General features: G+C 71.3%; 14 protein-coding genes. 12 read left to right on the forward strand and 2 right to left on the reverse strand.

The window, feature by feature from the left end:
* Window positions 1-14 precede the first annotated feature (14 nt).
* Window positions 15-845, reverse strand: coding sequence for an ABC transporter permease (locus FL583_RS10965; protein ID WP_205752017.1), 831 nt, complete (start codon window positions 843-845; stop codon window positions 15-17).
* An 87-nt stretch (window positions 846-932) separates the two neighbouring features.
* On the opposite strand from FL583_RS10965, the gene FL583_RS10970 reads away from it, so the two are divergent.
* The 12 genes from FL583_RS10970 (at window position 933) to htpX (ending at window position 14355) form a co-directional block, all read left to right on the forward strand.
* On the forward strand, window positions 933-1922 hold the full coding sequence (locus FL583_RS10970; RefSeq protein WP_142704466.1) for an aldo/keto reductase: 990 nt from the start codon (window positions 933-935) through the stop codon (window positions 1920-1922).
* Window positions 1923-3044: 1122 nt separating this feature from the next.
* A complete protein-coding gene (locus tag FL583_RS10980; RefSeq protein ID WP_205752043.1) occupies window positions 3045-3662 on the forward strand; it encodes an NADH-quinone oxidoreductase subunit B in 618 nt (205 codons plus the stop codon).
* A 59-nt stretch (window positions 3663-3721) separates the two neighbouring features.
* The gene (locus tag FL583_RS10985) at window positions 3722-4687 is read left to right on the forward strand and encodes an FAD-dependent oxidoreductase (protein WP_142704468.1); all 966 of its coding nucleotides are present in this window, start codon (window positions 3722-3724) and stop codon (window positions 4685-4687) included.
* A gap of 17 nt (window positions 4688-4704) precedes the next feature.
* A complete protein-coding gene (locus FL583_RS40840; protein ID WP_205752018.1) occupies window positions 4705-6144 on the forward strand; it encodes an NADH-quinone oxidoreductase subunit C in 1440 nt (479 codons plus the stop codon).
* Entirely contained in the window at window positions 6141-7103 is a 963-nt protein-coding gene (locus FL583_RS10995) for a complex I subunit 1/NuoH family protein (protein WP_142704469.1), read from the forward strand. Before FL583_RS40840 ends, FL583_RS10995 begins: the two co-directional genes overlap by 4 nt.
* Window positions 7104-7169: 66 nt before the next feature.
* Window positions 7170-7730 (forward strand): NuoI/complex I 23 kDa subunit family protein, encoded by a 561-nt coding sequence (locus FL583_RS11000; RefSeq protein WP_205752019.1) that lies wholly within the window; start codon window positions 7170-7172, stop codon window positions 7728-7730.
* Between the two features lie 36 nt (window positions 7731-7766).
* Window positions 7767-8264 (forward strand): NADH-quinone oxidoreductase subunit J family protein, encoded by a 498-nt coding sequence (locus FL583_RS11005; RefSeq protein ID WP_142704471.1) that lies wholly within the window; start codon window positions 7767-7769, stop codon window positions 8262-8264.
* A complete protein-coding gene (gene nuoK, locus FL583_RS11010; protein ID WP_142704472.1) occupies window positions 8264-8575 on the forward strand; it encodes an NADH-quinone oxidoreductase subunit NuoK in 312 nt (103 codons plus the stop codon). Before FL583_RS11005 ends, nuoK begins: the two co-directional genes overlap by 1 nt.
* Window positions 8572-10458, forward strand: coding sequence for an NADH-quinone oxidoreductase subunit 5 family protein (locus tag FL583_RS11015; protein WP_142704473.1), 1887 nt, complete (start codon window positions 8572-8574; stop codon window positions 10456-10458). The genes nuoK and FL583_RS11015 overlap by 4 nt, the downstream gene beginning before the upstream one ends.
* Window positions 10452-11918 (forward strand): complex I subunit 4 family protein, encoded by a 1467-nt coding sequence (locus FL583_RS11020; protein WP_142704474.1) that lies wholly within the window; start codon window positions 10452-10454, stop codon window positions 11916-11918. Before FL583_RS11015 ends, FL583_RS11020 begins: the two co-directional genes overlap by 7 nt.
* On the forward strand, window positions 11915-13390 hold the full coding sequence (locus tag FL583_RS11025; protein ID WP_142704475.1) for an NADH-quinone oxidoreductase subunit N: 1476 nt from the start codon (window positions 11915-11917) through the stop codon (window positions 13388-13390). The genes FL583_RS11020 and FL583_RS11025 overlap by 4 nt, the downstream gene beginning before the upstream one ends.
* A gap of 95 nt (window positions 13391-13485) precedes the next feature.
* Window positions 13486-14355 carry a zinc metalloprotease HtpX gene (htpX, locus tag FL583_RS11030; protein ID WP_142704618.1) on the forward strand — a complete coding sequence of 290 codons (870 nt, stop codon included), beginning with the start codon at window positions 13486-13488 and terminating at the stop codon, window positions 14353-14355.
* Window positions 14356-14768: 413 nt separating this feature from the next.
* On the opposite strand, the gene FL583_RS11035 is transcribed toward htpX, so the two are convergent.
* On the reverse strand, window positions 14769-15353 hold the full coding sequence (locus FL583_RS11035; protein ID WP_142704476.1) for a CGNR zinc finger domain-containing protein: 585 nt from the start codon (window positions 15351-15353) through the stop codon (window positions 14769-14771).
* Between the last annotated feature and the right edge of the window lie 83 nt (window positions 15354-15436).

Here is a 15436-nt window from a genome sequence, read left to right on the forward strand (position 1 = left end):
CCGGGTTCCCTTCATCAGGTGCGTCCCGCCCACGGGACGAGGGCACGTTCGACGAGACGGAGGACCGCGTCCAGGGCCAGCGCGGTCAGCCCGATCGTGATGACGCAGACGATCGCGACGTCGGTGAGCAGCTCTTTCTTGGTCGCCCAGGCCAGCCCGCCGATGCCCGGAATGCCGTTGGACGTCTCGGCCGCGACGATCGTGGTCCAGGCGAAACCCAGCGCGATCCGGATCCCGGTGAGCACGTCCGGCGCGGTGGAGGGAAGGACCGTGTGGACGACGAGTTGCCATCGGCTCGCGCCCAGCGAGCGCGCCGACTCGAGGTACTCGACCGGGATCCGGCGCACCCCGGCCAGCGTCGCCAGCGTGATCGGCGGGAACGACGCGAGGAACAGCAGCCAGACCTTCGACGTGTCCTCGATGCCGAACCAGATGATCAGCAGGCTGAAGTAGGCCAGCGGCGGCAGCGCCCGGAGGAAGTCGACGTACGGCTCGATCACCGCGCGGATCGGCGCGACCGAGGCCAGCAGCACGCCGAGCGGAACTCCGAACAGGATCGCCCAGAACAGCCCTCGCAGGATCCGCCACAGGCTCGCCCAGAGGTGCTCCCAGAGGTAGTAGCCCTGGTAGCCCGGACTTCCGTTGTGAGAGGTCACCGAGTACACGAACGCGTCCCAGACCCGCCCCGGCGACGGCAGGAAGATCGGATCCCAGATCTCCGCGGCGGCCAGCGCCCACCACACGACGAGCAGGACGACGACCGAGAGCAGCACCGACAGCGGACGCCGATAGCGGCGCTTCGGCGCTGGAGGCGCGACGACAGCCGTGTCGTCCAGAACGGCCACCGGTACCCCCCAATGCCTAGCTGGTCGCTAGGCATAGTGCATTACCGGCCCGGGCGGGCGCTAGAGGGGTGACCTAGGCTGTAACGAATGGAGAGTCGAAAGCTGGGACGTACCGGACGTCACGTCAGCGTGGTGGGGCTGGGCTGCTGGCAGTTGGGCGCCGACTGGGGTGACGTCGACGAGCAGGACGCGATCGGCGTCCTCGCGGCCGCGGCCGACGCGGGTGTCACGTTCTTCGACACGGCCGACGTCTACGGCGACGGGCGCAGCGAGCAGCTGATCCGGCGCTACCTCGAGAGCGGCGCGGCCGTACCGGGCATCACGGTCGCTACGAAGGCCGGCCGCCGGGCCGACCCGTTCGCGCCCGAGACCTACACCGACGCGAACCTGCGGGCCTGGATCGACCGGTCGCGCCAGAACCTCGGCGTCGACACGCTCGACCTGGTGCAGCTGCACTGCCCGCCGACGCCGGTCTACTCCGACGATCGTGTGTTCGAGGTACTGGACGCACTGGTCGAGGAGAAGGTGATCGCGGCCTACGGCGTGAGCGTCGAGACCGTCGACGAGGCGCTCACCGCGATCGCGCGACCGGGCGTGGCGAGCGTCCAGATCATCGTGAACGCGTTCCGGCTGAAGCCGTTGGAGCGCGTGCTGCCGGCCGCCGCCGAGGCGGGCGTCGGGATCATCGCGCGGGTGCCGCTCGCGAGCGGCCTGCTGTCGGGCAAGTACGACGAGCAGACGACGTTCGCGGCGAACGACCACCGCAACTTCAACCGCAACGGCGAGTCGTTCGACGTCGGCGAGACGTTCTCCGGCGTCCCGTTCGAGGTGGGTCTGGACGCGGTGCGCGAGCTCCGCGGGGTCGCGCCGGAGGGCTGGACCACCGCGCAGCTGGCGTTGCGCTGGATCATCGACCAGCCGCAGGTCAGCACCGTGATTCCGGGGGCCAGGAACCCGGAGCAGGCGCGGTCGAACGCGGCGGTCGGGGAGTTGGAGCCGCTGTCGGAGGAAGCGCATGCGGCGGTGGCGGAGGTTTACGACCGGCTGATTCGGCCGCACGTGCACGATCGCTGGTGAGTTGTAGCGGGGTTCGAGGGCGTCGGGGAGCAGGTCGGCTTTCGGGTCGAGCCGGTCGTCGGCGGTGGCCCGCGCGGTGAAGTCGCCGGAGGCGACGCCGTCGTCGGCGATGGAGTCGCTGGAGGCGACGCCGTCGTCGACGATGCGTTGCAGCTGTTCGAGCAGGTCGGCGCCGTGGTCGACGGCGACGCCGCTCTGCTCGGCGGCCAGCGGCCGGAACGTGGCGACGAGGAGCGCGGTGAGCCAGGGCGGTAGCCGGTCGGGCGGGGGTACCGTGGTGTCTTCGGCGAAGCTCGCGATCGCGGGCGACACAGCGCCGGGGCGTGTTGGATTGGAAGTGCCGGTAGATCGTCGCGTGGCTGACGCCGAGCGGGCGACATCCGCCTTGGCGGGTCCGTAACGGCGGAGGGCGTCCTCGGTGGTGTCGAGGATGGCCTCGGCGTCCGGCATTAACGCTCGCTATGCAGCAGTTTCATCTGGGGAGCAGCGCAACGGGTGGCCGCCGTAGGGCGCTGGCGCTGCCGGGCCCCGCCTCGCTGGCGGCCAGGTCCTCGGCGAGCGCGGCCGCGGCGGCGGCCAGGTCTTCGGCGAGCGCGGCCGCGGCGGCGGCGATCCGTTCCCGGCCGGTGGCGCCGACAATCGCGATGATGTCGTCGTCCTGGGCGAGAACGTAGCGATCGCGAGCTGAGCGGTCGTCACGTGTTCCCGCGCGGAGTGCGTCAATCAGCGGCCTGCACCATCGCGGCGATCGTGTCCTCGATCGGGGCTTCGGGGCCAGGCGGGCGGGGCGGTAGACGTCGGTGCCGAGGCGTTGGAGTAAGTAGGCCTCGACGTGGGGTGGGCGTCCCTCGAGGCCGACGAGGGTGCGTTGAGGTCACGGGCCGCCGGATTTGACCTAGAGGGTCACGTGGTCGCAGTGGTTTCAGGTGTCGGCCGTGGAAGGGATCGCAGCGGGTGCGCTGGCCTACGGTCACCACGTGACCCGCGTGAATGCCGATGCGTCGCCACCCGTTCGTTGCGGCCCGTGCCTCAATAGTCGTCGGCGTCGAGAAGGGGGCGTGGAGGGTGGCGGGCGGGACTTTGTTGGTGTCGTAGGGTGGGTGGGTGGCCACTGACCTGCCGATGCCTGGGCGCTGGGTGGGTGTCGACTCGGCGGAACCGGGCTCTGGGTCGGCGGAGCGGGCTGGCGGGCCGGCGGAGCGGGCTGGCGGGCCGGCGGAGCGGGTCGGCGGGGTGGCGTTGCCGGATCCGATCAAGTTCGTGCTCAACTGGGGGCGGAAGTATTCGCTCTGGGTGTTCAACTTCGGCCTGGCGTGCTGCGCCATCGAATTCATCGCGACATCGATGTCGAGGCACGACTTCATCCGCTTCGGAGTGATCCCGTTCGCGAACGGCCCTCGGCAAGCCGACCTGATGGTCGTGTCGGGCACGGTGACCGACAAGATGGCCCCGGCCGTCCGCCGACTGTACGACCAGATGCCCGAACCGAAGTACGTGATCTCGTTCGGATCGTGCGCCAACTCCGGCGGCCCGTACTGGGACTCGTACTGCGTGACCAAAGGCGTCGACCAGATCATCCCGGTCGACGTCTACGTGCCGGGGTGCCCGCCCCGGCCGGAGGCGTTGCTCCAGGGGATCCTGCGGTTGCAGGCGAAGATCGCCGATGAGGCGGTCTCACTCCGGGGTGGAGCCCGCCCCGGCCCGGCCGCGCTCACCGCCCCACCGGTCCGCCCGCGGTGAGCTAGGCGAATGAATCGGCTTTCATCGCCGGTCGTGTTTCGCGCCGTTATCGTGAGGTAGTGGCGGACATTCTGGTGTTGGGAGCCGGTGTCTCAGGGCTCACGACGGCACTGAGTCTGGCCGACGCCGGCTTCACGCTTCGCGTGGTCGCCGACCGCCTTCCGCCCGATACGACGTCCGCTGTGGCCGGTGCAATTTGGGGGCCTTACGTCGTCAGCGACGATCGGGTGATCGACTGGAGCATGCGAACCTGGCGCCGGCTGCGTGAATTCTCCGAGCACAGTGGCTCCGGAGTGCGTTTGTTGTCCGGCGTGGAGGCTGCGACAGAAGAGGTGTCGCCGCCCGGCTGGGTCCACGAGGTGGACGGGTTCGCGCTGGTCGGGCCGGGTGACCTCCCGGCCGGTTACGTCGGCGGCTGGCGTTATCGCGCCCCGGCCGTCGAGATGGTGACGTACCTCGGCTATCTGACGAAGCGCCTGGCCGACCGGGGTGTGACGGTCGAATTGATCGACCCGGTGAACAAGGTGGAAGAGCTCTTCTCGTTATCGTCGATCGTCGTGAACTGCGCCGGATTGGGTTCGAGGGAACTCGTTCCCGATTCGACGCTGCGCGGGATTCGCGGCCAACTCGTGGTGATCGACAATCCGGGGCTCACCGAATTCTTCTCTGATTACCCGGAGTCCTCGGTGCCCACCTACATCGTTCCGCAGGGCGATTACGTGGTGCTCGGCGGGACGATCGTCCAGAACGACGAGACGCTCGCGCCCGATCTGCGCGCGGCCGAGGAGATCCGGGCCCGCTGCGCAGGCGTAGTGCCGACCCGTCTGGAATCCGCGGTGGCGAATGCGGAGATTCGCGCGATCCGGGTCGGTCTGCGTCCGGCGCGCCCCCGCGTCCGGCTGGAGGCGGTCGAGTTCGACGACGGGGTCGTCGTTCACAACTACGGGCACGGGGGCTCCGGGATCACGATGTCCTGGGGCTGCGCCGACGACGCGCGCGGGTTGGTTCAGCAGATCGTCGGCTAGCTCTACGATCGGGCCTCATGACCCCGGAGGAGATCGGAGCGAGGCTCGCCGACACGCTCGGCGTCGGCGAAGCTTCGGTGTCGGCAGGCGGGGCGTTCGCGCGAGCGTGCCTGGAGGTCCCCGGCGATCGGTGGGTCGACGCCGCCACGGCGGCTCGGGACGACCTGGGCCTGGGCTTCTTCGATTGGCTGGGTGGGGTCGACGAGGGGGACGCCGGCTTCGCGATCGTGACGCACCTGTGGTCGCTGGGCGAGCGGTACGGGGTGCTGCTGCGGACGGTCGTGCCTCGGGAGGCGCCGGTCCTGCCCACGCTGACCGGGGTCTTCCCGGGGGCGTCGTGGTCGGAGCGCGAGGCGGCGGAGATGTTCGGGCTGACGTTCGTCGGGCATCCGAACCCGGTCAAGCTGCTGTTGCCGGAGGAGTTCGAGGGACATCCGCTGCGGAAGGATTTCGTGCTCGCGGCCCGGGTCGCGAAGGCGTGGCCCGGGGCCAAGGAGCCGGGGGAGAGTGACGCCGGGGGGCCTGGGCGTCGGCGGAACCGGCCGCCGGGGGTGCCGGATCCGAACGAGTGGGGGCCTGAGGCCGGTTCGCTCGCGCCCGACCGCCCCGCCCGCCGAGAACGCCCCGCCCGCCCGGAGCGGCCGGGCTCTGCTGCGCGCCCTGAGCGGCCCGGCTCTGCTGCCCGCCCGGAGCGGCCGAGTCGCTCGGAGCGTCCGGCACGTCCCGACAGTCCGGCTCTTCCGGAGCGCCCGGCTCGCTCTGAGCGCCCGGCCCGCGCCCCTAGCGAGCGCTCCGCCTCGGCCGAGCGGTCCGCCTCTGCCGAGCGCTCCGCTCTGGCCGAGGACCGCGGACTCGCGGCGCAGACCGCTCGCGCTGAGCGACCGGCGCCAGCGGAGCCGCCAGAGCGCCTTACCTCCGCCGAGCGCACTGTCCCTGCGGGGGGCACTGTCCCTGCCGGCAATGCCGCTCTTGCCCGGGACGCCGCTACTACTGAAGGCACCGCGTCCGCCGAGGGCATCGGTTCCGGCGAGGGCACCGGTCGCGGCGAGGGCATCGGTCCCGCCGAGGGCAGTGGCCTCACGGAGCAGCTCGAGCACCTCGCCTCCGCTGAGGGTCTTGCCTCCGCTGAGGGCACCCCGCCCGCGGAGCAACCAAAGCGGCCCGCCTCCGCTGAGCGGCCGGCTTCCGCTGAGCGGCCGGCTTCCGCTGAGCGGCAGGCTTCCGCTGAGCGGCAGGCTTCCGCTGAGCGGCCCGAGCCCGCTGAGCGGCCCGCGCCCGCCGGGCATCCTGCGGCCGTCGAGCGGCCTGCGCCCGCTGAGCGGCCCGCGCCCGCCGAGCATCCTGCGGCCGTCGAGCGGCCTGCGCCCGCGGAGCGGCCTGTGCCCGCTGAGCGGCCCGCGCCCCCTGGGCGTCCGGATGACGACGATCAGTCCGACGGCGGGGGAGACGACCGATGACCGTTTGGGCTGAGCTCATCCTGCGCGTCATCGCCGCCCTGACCGCCTTCCTCACCCTCCCCCTCGTCGTCGGCCAGCTCGAACACAAAGCCATGGCCCACATGCAGGGCCGGCTCGGCCCGATGTACGCCGGCGCCTTCCACGGCTGGGCCCAGCTGATCGCCGACGGCGTCAAGTTCGTCCAGAAAGAAGAGATCGTGCCGGCCGACGCCGACCGCCCGGTCTTCCGGCTGGCCCCGGCCGTAAGTCTCCTGCCGTACCTGTTCGTCTTCCTCGTGCTTCCGCTCGGACCGAACGGCCTCGTCGCGCAGCCGCTCGAGATCGGGCTGTTCCTGGTGCTGGCGGTCGTCGGCGTCGGCGTGGTCGGGGTGCTGATGGCGGCTTGGGCCTCGGCGAACAAGTACGCGCTGCTCGGCGGCGTTCGCGGCGCCGCCCAGCTGCTGGGGTACGAGCTGCCGTTCGTCCTCTCGTCGGCCAGCGTCGCGATGGCGGCCGGCACTTTGAGCCTGCCCGGGATCGTCGAGGCCTGGCGTCCCTGGTGGCTGCTGTGGCAGGCGCCGGCCGCGTTCGTGTTCTTCGTCGCCGGGCTGGCCGAGATCCGACGGCCCCCGTTCGACATGCCGATCGCCGAATCCGAGCTGGTCGCGGGCTACTTCACCGAGTACACGGGGCTGCGGTTCGCGTTCTTCCTGCTGGCCGAGTACGCCGGGATCGTCGTGATCTCCGGGCTGACGACCGTGCTGTTCCTGGGCGGCTGGCGCGGCCCGTTCGACGACGCCCACTTCGGTTGGCTCTGGACGCTGCTCAAGGTGTTCGCGGTGGCGTTCGTCGTGATCTGGGTGCGGGTGTCGTTCCCGCGGCTCCGGGAGGACCAGCTGCAACGGTTCTGCTGGCTGGTCCTGGTGCCGCTCGCTCTGGCCCAGCTCGTTCTCACCGCGGTGGTGAGGGTCGCTCTCTAGAGCTCGCGCAGTCCGGCCAGCGGGTGCGCTTCCGCCGCCCGCACCCCGTGCGGGAAGATGCGGTTCATGGGGATCCCGGGAGGTGGGCTGGCCAAGGGCCTGGCGGTCACGCTGCGCAACCTCTCCCGCCGCGCCCACACCCACCAGTACCCCGACCACAAACCCGACCTCCCGCCTCGCAGCCGGGGCGTGATCGCGCTGCTCGAGGAGAACTGCACGGTCTGCATGCTGTGCGCCCGCGAGTGCCCCGACTGGTGCATCTACATCGACTCGCACAAGGAGACCGTCGAGACGCCCGGCGCCGCCCGCGCCCGGCAGCGCAACATGCTCGACCGGTTCGCGATCGACTTCTCGCTCTGCATGTGGTGCGGGATCTGCATCGAGGTGTGCCCGTTCGACGCGCTGTACTGGTCGCCGGAGTTCGAGTTCGCCGAGTACGACATCCGCGACCTGCTGCACGAGTCCGACCGGCTCCGCGAGTGGATGTGGACGGTCCCGCCGCCGCCCGCGCACGATCCGCTCGGCGAACCGGCCAAAGAGGTCGTCGCCGCCGACCGGGCGCTGGCCGCCCAGCGCGCCGCCGACGCCGCACGTGACGAGGCCGACCAGATCCGCGGCGAGTTCTAGCTGCCTGAGCCGCCCGGGTGCTGGCAGGATGCCCGGGTGACGCTCGCGGACTGGCTGGTCGCCTTCCTAGGCCTGGTCGTCGTCGGGGCCGGTCTGCAGACCGTGACCACCAAGCACGTCGTGCGAGCCGGGCTCTGGCTCGTGGTGGCCCTCGGTGGGCTGGCCGGCGTCTACCTGGTGCTGACCGCCGAGCTCGTGGCCTGGGTCCAGATGCTGGTCTACGTCGGTGCGGTGGTCGTGTTGCTGCTGTTCGCGGTCATGCTCACCCGCGCGCCGATCGGCGCCAGCCCCGACCTCGACCGCGCCCGCTGGCCCGCGTTCCTGGTCGGCGCCGGCTCCGCCGCCGCACTGGTCGTCCTGCTGGCCGACGCCTACCGCTGGTCTTTTGTGGACGACGCTGAGCCCGGCACCGCCGAGAGAATGGGCGCCGAGATCTTCCGGCAGTGGGTGCTCCCGTTCGAGGTCCTGTCGGTACTGCTGCTGGCCGCGCTCGTCGGAGCAATAGTCGTCTCGACCCGGAAGGACGCCGGCTGATGCACCCCGTCGTGCCGTACGTGCTGGCCGCCCTCCTGTTCGGGATCGGGCTCTACGGGGTCCTGGTCCGGCGCAACCTGCTGCTCCTCCTGATGGCGGTGGAATTGCTGCTGAACGCCGTCAACCTGGTGTTCGTGACCGCGGACGTCTCGACCGTCGGTCTCCCCCGCACCGGCAGCGTCTTCGCGCTGTTCGTCATCGTGCTGGCCGCCGCCGAGGTGGGCGTCGGCCTGGCGCTGATCCTCCAGCTCTACCGGCTGCGCCAGACCGTGGCCGTCGACCGCGTCGACACCGAAGAGGGCGACGAGTGAACGTCGTGCTCGCCGCCGCCCTCCCGGCGATCCCCGGCGCCGCCGGCCTCCTCGGGCTGCTCGTCGGACGAAGCCGGCCGGCCGCCGCCCTGGCCGTGACCACCGCCGGGGCGACCCTGATCACTGCGCTCGCCCTCTGGATCCGGCTCGGGACCACGAGCGAGATGCCCCGGCGGTACGCCGACTACATCGCCGAGTCCGACGTCGGCACCCGCCTGGCCGACTTCGGGCCGCTCCACGTCGTGCTCGCCGTCCGGATCGACACGGTCGCGGCCGTCGTCGCGGTGATGGTCGCGACCGTCGCGCTGGCCGTGCAGGTCTACTCGATCGCCTACCTGAAGACCGACGACCGCTACGCCCCTTACGCGGCCCAGGTCTCGCTGTTCACCGCCGCGATGCTGCTGGTCGTCGTCAGCGGGGACCTGTTCCTGCTGCTGGTCGGCTGGGAGGTGATGGGGCTCTGCTCGTACCTGCTGATCGGGCACGACCGGAGCCTGCCCGAGGCCCCCGCCGCCGCGGTCAAGGCGTTCCTGGTCACCCGGGTCGGCGACGTCGGCTTCCTGCTCGGCATCGTCGTGCTCGGCCTGGGCGCCGGGTCGTTCCGGATCGCCGACGTGCTCACCGCCGATCTCGGCGACGACACCCGCCTGGCCGCCTGCCTGCTGCTCCTGGCCGGCGTCGCCGGCAAGTCGGCCCAGTTCCCGCTGCACACCTGGCTCCCGGACGCGATGGCCGGTCCGACGCCGATCAGCGCGCTGATCCACGCGGCGACGATGGTCGCGGCCGGCGTCTACGTCGTGATCCGGCTGTACCCGCTGTATACCGCGACCCCGGACGCGCTGGCCGCGCTCGGCGTACTCGCCGCGATCACCATGTTGCTCGCCGCCTTTGCCGCCCTGGCCCAGGACGACGTCAAACGCGTCCTGGCCTGGTCGACGGTGAGCCAGCTCGCGTACATGACCGGCGGGCTGGCCGTCGGCCGCGACGGCGCCGCGCTGCATCACCTGCTCACCCACGCCGCGTTCAAGGCCCTGCTGTTCCTGGCCGCCGGGGCGGTGATCCACGCGGTCGCGTCGAACTCGATGAGCGCGATGGGCGGCCTGCGCCGACGCATGCCGATCACGTTCTGGACGACCACGATCGGATTGGCCGCGCTGGCCGGCGTCCCACCGTTCTCCGGCTTCTGGACGAAAGAGGGCGTGCTGGGCGCGGCCGAGGAGTCGCACACCTGGGTCGGCCGGCTGGTGCTCACCGCCGGCCTGCTCACCACCGCCCTCACCGGCGCGTATGCCGCCCGGCTCTGGCTGCGCACGTTCTTCGGCGACTACCGGGGAACCGAAGAGCCCCACGACCCACAGGCGCTGATGCGCTGGCCGATCGTGCTCCTCGCGATCCCGGCAGCGGTGGGCGGTCTGATCGTGCTCTGGCCGGCCGGCGGTGACGTGGGCTGGTTCGCGTACGCGCCGCTGGACGAGGTCGTGACCGCGACCCCGCCCTATTCCGTGCACCCGGGCCTGGCGATCGCCGCCGTCGGGCTCACCGCACTGGGGGCGGCCGCGGTCTGGTGGCGCTGGCGTCGTGACACCGCCGCCGACCCGGTGACAGCGCTCGGCCCGGCGCGTCCGGCGTTCGCGGCCGCGTTCTGGCTCGACTCCGTCCAGGACGCGCTGGTCGTCCGCCCGGTGGTCACCGCGGCTCGACGGGTGCGGGCCCTCGACGCGCGGGCGATCGGGGGAGCGGTCACCGGTACCGGACGCGGCGCGGTGCGCCTCGGGACCGTGCTCGGCCGGGCGCACGCGCGCGGCCTGGGCGGCTACGTGACGACCGCGCTGGCCGGTGGCGTCCTGCTGGCCGTGATCGCGGTGGTGGGCAGCCGATGGTGATCGTCGCGCTGCTCGGGTTGCCCGCGCTGGGTGCGGTGGCGCTCGCGTTGTGGCCGGCCCGGGCCGAACGGGCCGCGCAGTGGTTCGCGGTCGCGCTCACCGGCGTGCTGTTCCTGCTCACGCTCACGCTGCTCAGCGGGCGGACGAACGGCGTCTGGCACGAGGTGGACCACCCCTGGATACCGAGCCTGGACGTGCGCCTGCACCTGGGCGTGGACGGGATCTCCTGGCCGCTGATCGCGCTGACCAGCCTGATCTTCGCGTTGTGCGCCCTGTATTCATTCCGGCACACACCGAGCCCGGGGAATCCGCGCAAGATTCTGGCCCTGCTCAGCGCGCTGGAATGCGGTGTATTCGGCGTATTCATGGCCCTGGATGCCGTCGTATTCTTCGTATCCTTCGAGGTCACACTGCTGCCGATGTTCGCCGTCATCGCGGTCTGGGGCGGGCCCGGCCGGCGGGCCGCCGCGCGGCAATTCCTGCTGTATACACTGTTCGGCTCGGTCCTGCTGCTGGTCGGGATCGTGGCCGCGACCGTCGGCCGCGGCACGAGCGACCTGGTCGTCTGGGCGTCGGCTCCCAGCGGCATGTCCGAGCGCGGGCAGATCGCGATCTTCGTCGTCCTGCTGATCGCGTTCGCGGTGAAGAGCCCGCTCTGGCCGCTGCACAGCTGGCTGCCGGATGCGCACACCGAGGCCCCGACCGTCGGATCGGTGATCCTGGCCGCGGTGCTGCTGAAGATGGGCACGTACGGGCTGATCCGGGTCGGGCTGCCGGCCGCTCCGGAGGGCGCGCGCGCGGTCGCGCCGACCCTCGGGGTACTCGCCGTCGCCGCGATCCTCGTCGCCGGGCTGGTCTGCCTGGCGATGGACGAGCTGAAGCGGCTGATCGCGTACTCGTCGGTCGGGCACATGGGGTTCGTGCTGCTCGGGATCGCCACGCTGTCGGTGCCCGGGTTGCAGGCCGCGTTGTTCGGCAACGTCGCTCATGGCGTCCTGACCGGGCTGTTGTTCTTCCTGGTCGGGGCGGTCAAGGACCGCTACGGAACCGGTGACCTCGACCGGCTGGGTGGGATCGCGTCGGTCGCGCCGTGGCTCGGCGGACTTCTCGCGTTCGCTGCCGTCGGCAGCCTGGGGCTGCCCGGGCTGGCCGGGTTCTGGGGTGAGGCGTTCGCGGTGGTGGCCGCGTTCGGCGGGTCGGCCTTCTGGAGGGTGCTCGGCGTCGTGGCCGCGCTCGGCGGCGCGCTGGCCGCCGCGTACTTCCTCCGCCTGCTGCGCCGGACGACGGTGGGCCCGCTCGGCTCCGCCGTGGTTCCCGATGCACCACGTCCGGACGTCACTGAGCTCGCCGCCTGGGGGCCGCTGGTCGTGCTCGCGCTGACGCTGGGCCTGGCGCCGGATCTGTTGCTGTCGCTCACCGTGGGGCCGGTCGAGGCGCTGGTCGGCGTGGTCGGCCGATGACAGTCCAAAGTGTCGATCAGGCGGCGCTGGCGCCGGTGTACGCGGTGCTCGCGGCGGCCGTTCTCGCGCTGATCGCGGACCTCGTCCGGCCGATGCGCACGACGCTGCTCGGCCTCGGGGCGCTCGGGCCGATCGGCGCGATCGTGGCCGCGCTCGTGATCGGGACCGAGCGGCGAGGGACGTTCTGCACCCCCGGCGGGGTGCTGCCCGGCAACGTGTCGGTGGGACCCTCGTGCTCGTTCGTCGTGGACTCCGCCTCGGTGGCGGTGACCGTGCTCGGGGCCGCGCTGGCGCTGGTCGTGCTGGCGTTGTCGGTGCCGATCGTGCGGGACGGGACGGTCCCGGCGGGCGAGTACGTCTTCCTGCTGCTGGCCTCGCTGACCGGGCTCGTCGTGCTCGGCTCGGCCCGCGACCTGCTGACGCTCCTCGTCGCGATCGAGACGCTCACGCTGCCGGTGTACGTGCTGGTCGGCCTGCCCCGGCGTCCGGAGTCGGCCGAGGCCTCGGTGACGTTCTTCGTGACGTCGGTCGTCGCGACGACGCTGACGCTGCTCGGCATCGGGCTGCTCTACGGGATCGTGGGCGCGGTGCACCTCGACCGGGTGGCCGCCGCCCTGGCCCAGCGCCCGGACGCCCGCGCGCTGCCGCTGGTGAGCGCCGCGGTCGTGCTGGTGCTGGCCGGGCTGCTGTTCAAGCTGGCCGCGGTGCCGTTCCACGCCTGGGCGCCGGCCACCTACGACGGAGCCCCGGTGCCGATCGCGGCCTGGCTCGGCACCGCGTCGAAGTTGGGCGGCGCGATCGCCGTGCTGGTGACCGTCGTGATCGCGTTCCGGCCGGTCGCGGACGTCGTCGCGCCGGTGCTGGCGGTGGTCGCGGTGGCCACGATGACGATCGGCAACCTGGTCGCGCTCCGGCAGCGCCGGCTGCTGCGGTTGCTGGCCTGGTCGTCGGTGGCCCAGACGGGCTACCTCCTGGTGCCGCTGGCCACCCGCGAAGGGGACGCGGCCGCCGGGGTGGCCGCCTTCACCGCGCTGTACCTGGTCGCCGGCATCGGCACGTTCGCCGCCGTGGTGGCGCTGGGCGTCACCGGCACCCTCGACGACCTCGCCGGGTCGGCGCAGCGCGCCCCGTGGGCCACCGCCGCGTTCGTCCTCGGGCTGGCCGGGCTGGCCGGACTGCCCCCGGGCCTGGCCGGCCTGTTCGCGAAGGTCGTCGTGATCCGGTCCGCGCTCGACGGCTCGGCCGGGTGGCTGGCGATCGTGATCGGAGTGAACGCCGTCATCGGTCTGGCGTACTACGCCCGGGCCGGCGTCGCCTGCTTCGCGACTTCGCCCGCCCGCCGGGCGTCCGTATCGTTCGTGGTGACCGGCGCGGTGGTGCTGACGGCAACGGCGGGCGTGGTGCTCGGCGCGTGGCCGCAGTGGGTGCTGGACGCGGCCGGGTCGGTAGCGGATGCGCTCGGAGGAGTGTGAGCTGGGTTAACGGCGGGAACGTCCGAGACATAGCCCGCGTTCTACCGAGTGCCGGAGCTAGTTCTGGCTCCGTGAATACCCCGCCTGGAGGACTGGTGCACCACCACTTCAACGGGCTGAAGACTGCGCTACTGCTCGGCGTGCTCAGCGGTCTGATCCTGGCCGTCGGATACGTGTTCGGCGGGTCGACCGGCCTGGTAATCGCCGCGGTGATCGCGATCGGCATGAACGGATTCAGCTACTTCTACTCGGACAAGCTGGCCCTCCGTTCGATGCGCGCCTACCCGGTGAGCGAGGTCGATCAGCCCGCGCTGTACGCGATGGTTCGCGAGCTCGCGACCGTCGCGGGGCAGCCGATGCCGAGGCTGTACGTCAGCCCGACCAACCAACCCAACGCGTTCGCGACCGGACGCAACCCGCGCAACGCGGCGGTCGCGGTCACCGAGGGGATCACGCAGATCCTGACCCCGCGCGAGCTGCGGGCGGTGATCGGTCACGAGCTGTCCCACGTCTACAACCGCGACATCCTGATCTCGTCGGTGGCCGGCGCGCTCGCGACGATCATCACGATGATCGCCAACCTCGCGTTCTTCATCCCGCTCGGCGGCGGTGACGACGACGACGGCCCGAACCCGGCCGTGCTGCTGCTGACGCTGATCGTGGGGCCGATCGCGGCCTCGCTGATCCAGCTGGCGATCAGCCGGAGCCGCGAGTTCCAGGCCGACGCCGACGGCGCCAAGCTGTCGAGTGATCCGTTGGCGCTGGCCAGCGCGCTGCGGAAGATTCACATGGGGACGCAGTCGCTGCCGCTTCCGCAGGAGTCGCGGCTGCTGTCGTCGAGCCACCTGATGATCGACAACCCGTTCCGGAAGAGCGGGGTGGCGAATCTGTTCAGTACCCACCCGCCGATGGAGCAGCGGGTGGCGCGCCTGGAGGAAATGGCCCGCTACATGCCGACGCGCTAGTTCGCAGAACGACGCCCGCAGCCGAACCAAGGCTGCGGGCGTTTGTAGTTGGGGCGCGGTTGTGGGCCCCAGGGAGGCCCCGGGTGCCGCCGGGGGTGACGCAGCGGTGATCCGCGCTGCGGGTCACGGTCGCGCACCGGGACGCGTCGCGGGCCGAAACGGTTGACGCCCGGCCAGCGACCTACGCCGGATCTGGGGGCCCGCTCGCGTGGCTGAGACTGATTCTGGATCTGGCCGAGCAGCCTCTGCTCGATGATCCGCGGGCCGCCCGGCGGGCGCTGGCCGGTGCACCGGACGAGAGTCGTGGCCTGGTGCGGGGATCCATTCGCCGGGCGCCTTCACCTGACCGGCGCGGAGAGCCGTCAACCGAGGCTCGGGCTCCGAGGGCGACGACCGCCGGAGCCTGCGTCGGCCTACTTGGAAGGCTGGGCCTTCTTTCGGGCTCGGTACGCGCTCACCGTCGTGCGGCTGGCGCACGTCTCGGAGCAGTACCGGCGCGAGCGGTTTCGCGACGTGTCGACGAACACGTTCGCGCAGTCGGCCGCGGCGCAGATTCCGATCCGATTCCGTCCCTGCCGGACGATGACGTTGGCGAACGCCATCGACACGGTGGCACCCAGCTGCTCGGTCAGCGGGGCGTCGTCGTCGGTGTAGTGCAGGTGCAGGTGCCCGTCGTGATTCGTCGCCCGCGGCACCGGCCGGCACTGGTGCAGAAGCGCGTTCAGCCGGTCGGTGGACTCGTCGTCCGTACTCGCCGACGCGACGTCACGCAGGCAGTGCGCCAGCTCTGCGATTTCGACGACGTCGACACCGGTGAGCGGAATGTCGGTCAGCTCCGCGAACCAGTCCCGATGCGAGGTAACGAACGTTTCGCAGGCGGCCCGCAGCGCGTCGCTGTCCGGAGTGAGTTCGGCCACCGGCACGTCATCTGCCGAGGCGAGATTGGCGAGGTCGACCGCGAGCTGCACGGCTTCAGTGTTGTAAGTGTCGTAATCCATTTGGCCACCTACGTCGGGCCGAGGTACTGTCGTCTTCGAGTGTAGGGGGCTAACGGGTTTACGCCCACTACATCAATCAACTT

The organism is Cryptosporangium phraense, from assembly GCF_006912135.1.
Taxonomy (GTDB): domain Bacteria; phylum Actinomycetota; class Actinomycetes; order Mycobacteriales; family Cryptosporangiaceae; genus Cryptosporangium; species Cryptosporangium phraense.